Genomic DNA, 3,137 nt, shown 5'->3' with positions numbered 1-3,137 from the left:
CCCATCGGGCCACCTGCCGGGGGTCCGCCCATCGGGCCGCCGGGGAGCGCGGCGCGCGAGGGGGAACCGCCCTGGACCTGGTTGCGGGTGGGCAGCGCGCCGAGCCGGCTGGTACCGGCCGGCGCACCGCCACCCTGCGGCTCGCGCCGCAGGGTGGCGGACGGACCGGCGCCCTGGCCCCCGTCGCCGGAGGGCTTCTTCTGCTGGCCGCCGCGCTGGGTGACGTCGACCGGGAGCATGACCAGCGCGGTCGTGCCACCGGAGTCGGAGGGACGCAGCTGGATACGGATGCCGTGCCGCAGGGACAGGCGGCCGACCACGAACAGACCCATGCGGCGGGAGACCGAGACGTCGACCGTCGGGGGGTTGGCGAGCCGCTCGTTGATCGCCGCGAGGTCCTCGGGCGACAGTCCGATACCGGTGTCGTGGATCTCGACCAGCACCCGGCCGTCGGGCAGCGCGTGACCGGTGACCTTGACCTTGGTCTGCGGGGAGGAGAACGAGGTGGCGTTCTCCAGCAGCTCGGCCAGCAGGTGCACCAGGTCGTTGACGACCCGGCCCGCGACCTCGGTGGTGGGAACGGCGCTCAGCTCGATGCGCTCGTACTGCTCCACCTCGGAGGCGGCGGCGCGCAGCACGTCCACCAGCGGCACCGGGCGGGTCCAGCGGCGGCCGGGCTCCTCACCCGCGAGGACCAGCAGGTTCTCGCCGTTGCGGCGCATACGGGTCGCCAGGTGGTCCAGCTTGAACAGGGAGGAGAGCTGGTCCGGGTCGGCCTCGCGGGACTCCAGTTCGGAGATGAGCGAGAGCTGGCGCTGGATCAGGCCCTGGCTGCGGCGCGAGAGGTTGGTGAACATCGCGTTGACGTTCCCCCGCAGCAGCGCCTGCTCGGCGGCGAGCCGGACCGCCTCGCTGTGCACGTCGTCGAACGCCGCGGCCACCCGGCCGATCTCGTCGCGGCTGTGGACACCGACGGACTCCACGGAGGTGTCGATGTCCTGCGGGTCGGCCTCGGAGAGCTGCTTGACCAGCTCGGGCAGGCGGCGGTGCGCCACGTCCTGAGCGGTGTCCTGCAGCCGGCGCAGCGAACGGATCATGGAGCGGGCCACGACGAACGCGCCGACCAGCGAGATGCCGAGCACGAGCAGCACCAGGACGCCGTTGAGGAGGGCCGACTGCTGGGCCTCGGCCCGCAGCGTACGGGCCTGCTCGTCCATCTGCGTGAGCAGTGAGGCCTCGATCTTCCTCATCTGCTCGATCTTGACCTGGTCCTGGTCGAACCAGTCCAGGTACGAGCGGTTCTCGCGCGAGATGCCCTTGGGGTCCTTCACCACACGTTCGGCGTACTCGTCCGCCGAGGTGATGTTGACGATGCCCTCGTCGAGCGGCTTGGTGAGCTCGGCCGCCTCGTTGTTGCCGTAGATGTCGTCGAAGCGCTTACGGGCCGCGCTCTCGCTCTCCCAGGCGGTCCTGATGTAGAGGTGGTCGTTGTCCGAGAGCTTGGGGCCGTCCTCGCGGGCCAGGCCGGCGCTGATGATCGCCCGCTGCATGGAGGCGTACTCCTTGGCGGAGGAGAACGCGGCCAGCGCGCGGGTGCTCTGGATCATCTCCGGGTTGCTGGTGGCCTGCGCCATGTCCTGGGACAGGCTCAGCAGCGACTCGATCAGCTGGTTGTAGTCGTTGACCGTCTGCGAGATGTTGTCCGGGTTGTCGTACGCCCGCTCCCGGATGCTCTTGAGCCGGTTCAGCTGCCGGGTGATGTCCGTGATCGTGGCACGGACACCGGAGAGGAGTCCGGCGTCCGCCGCGTCGACCGCGGGGGTGGCGTCGAAGAACGCGGCCTTGACCTGGTCGGTCTCCTCACGGGGGCCGACGACCGAGTCGTCCTTGGGGTTGCCGGTGCCGGTCAGGGGGCCGGCCGAGCGGTCCCGCTCCTCCTGGAGAGCGGTCGCCAGTTCGGTGGCGCGCTCGGTCATCTCCGTGAGGAGCTTCATGTTGTCGAGCTGGTCGACCTCGGCCAGCGAGTTGTTGATGCTCAGCGCGCCCAGCGAGGTGGCCGTGACGACCGGAAGGGCCAGCAGTGAAACCAGACGGGTGCTGATGCGCCAGTTGCGCAGGGCCAGACGGGAACCCGTCGCACCGGGCTCCTTGGGCTTCGAGGCACCCTCGGCCTCGCCGTCCGGTCGCGCCTTGGCGTGCTTCTCCTTGTCGGCGTCGAGGGCCTGCTCCCGGCCACCGCTCTCCTGGGCGCGCTGTGGCGAGGAGCCGCGGTCGTTCGCACCGCGCAGCTCCGGGTCCCCCACAGCGCTGCCATCCCTCTTGAAACGTCCCTGCACTAGCGTCGCAACCTCTGGACCAGGCGTCCCCCCGCGAACGGTGGAACGGTATCGAGTCGGGAAGGTCCGAAGGACCCCCTGACGGTCGTGAGTGACCGGCGCGCCCCCAAGTCTCCGCCGCGCGGCGCTCCTCTGCGCCCCCTTGCGCGCCGGGTCGTCTCCTGCGGCGGTCCGTGGAATTCCAGCACAGTGCCGGATCTCCAACAAGGTCCGTGGATAAGGCTGTGACATGAGTGACCCTGCGCAGGTACCCCATGGCGCAGGGTATAGGAACATATGACGCATCACGGACTTCTGGCAGCTTGCGCCACAGGCGAGCCGCTACAGCGCCCGCTGCCCCGGCAGCGACACCAGAGGGCGAATAGTCCGCTTATCGAAGTCAATGTCCGTTTGGATCGCCACTTCGGGTCGCCCGTTATGCACCCTTTGCCCGTCGTTTCGTGAGTAAAATCACAGGCTGATCGTTATACGGGTCATCCCTGGAGGGGAAAGGGGCCCCTTACGCTCACCCTTACACACAGCATGTAAACGACAAGAAGGCGAACGAGGCAGACTCGGTGAAGACGACGATGATCATGCGCAGCGTTGCCAACCCGCGGCGCACCACCCTGGCCCACCTCAGGGACGCCGACGAGCCGGCGGCCGTCCCGGCCGAGCACGCTGAGAGCGCGGAGCGCGCCGGGGACCTCCCGGCCCGGACCGCGAACCCGCGCCGGACCGTTCTGATGGACGAACCCATCGGCTGACCGGCTTCGCGGCGCGGAACCTCGCCGGGCCCCCGTCGCCGCCCCGCGGCGCGGG

Annotated in this window: 2 protein-coding genes; one reads left to right on the top strand and one right to left on the bottom strand. The window is 69.7% G+C overall.

Features of this window, described 5'->3' with window-relative positions; translation table 11 throughout:
* On the bottom strand, positions 1 to 2,336 hold a 2,336-nt coding region (locus AC2CJA_RS25620), incomplete at its 3' end, for a sensor histidine kinase (RefSeq protein ID WP_484605049.1).
* A gap of 557 nt (positions 2,337 to 2,893) precedes the next feature.
* Between AC2CJA_RS25620 and AC2CJA_RS25615 the strand changes: the two genes are divergently transcribed.
* Positions 2,894 to 3,082 (top strand): hypothetical protein, encoded by a 189-nt coding sequence (locus AC2CJA_RS25615; protein WP_484605048.1) that lies wholly within the window; start codon positions 2,894 to 2,896, stop codon positions 3,080 to 3,082.
* Positions 3,083 to 3,137: the final 55 nt, after the last annotated feature.

Source organism: Streptomyces sp. ATLC9 (assembly GCF_057196705.1).
This window is presented reverse-complemented; position numbering and strand designations above follow the sequence as displayed.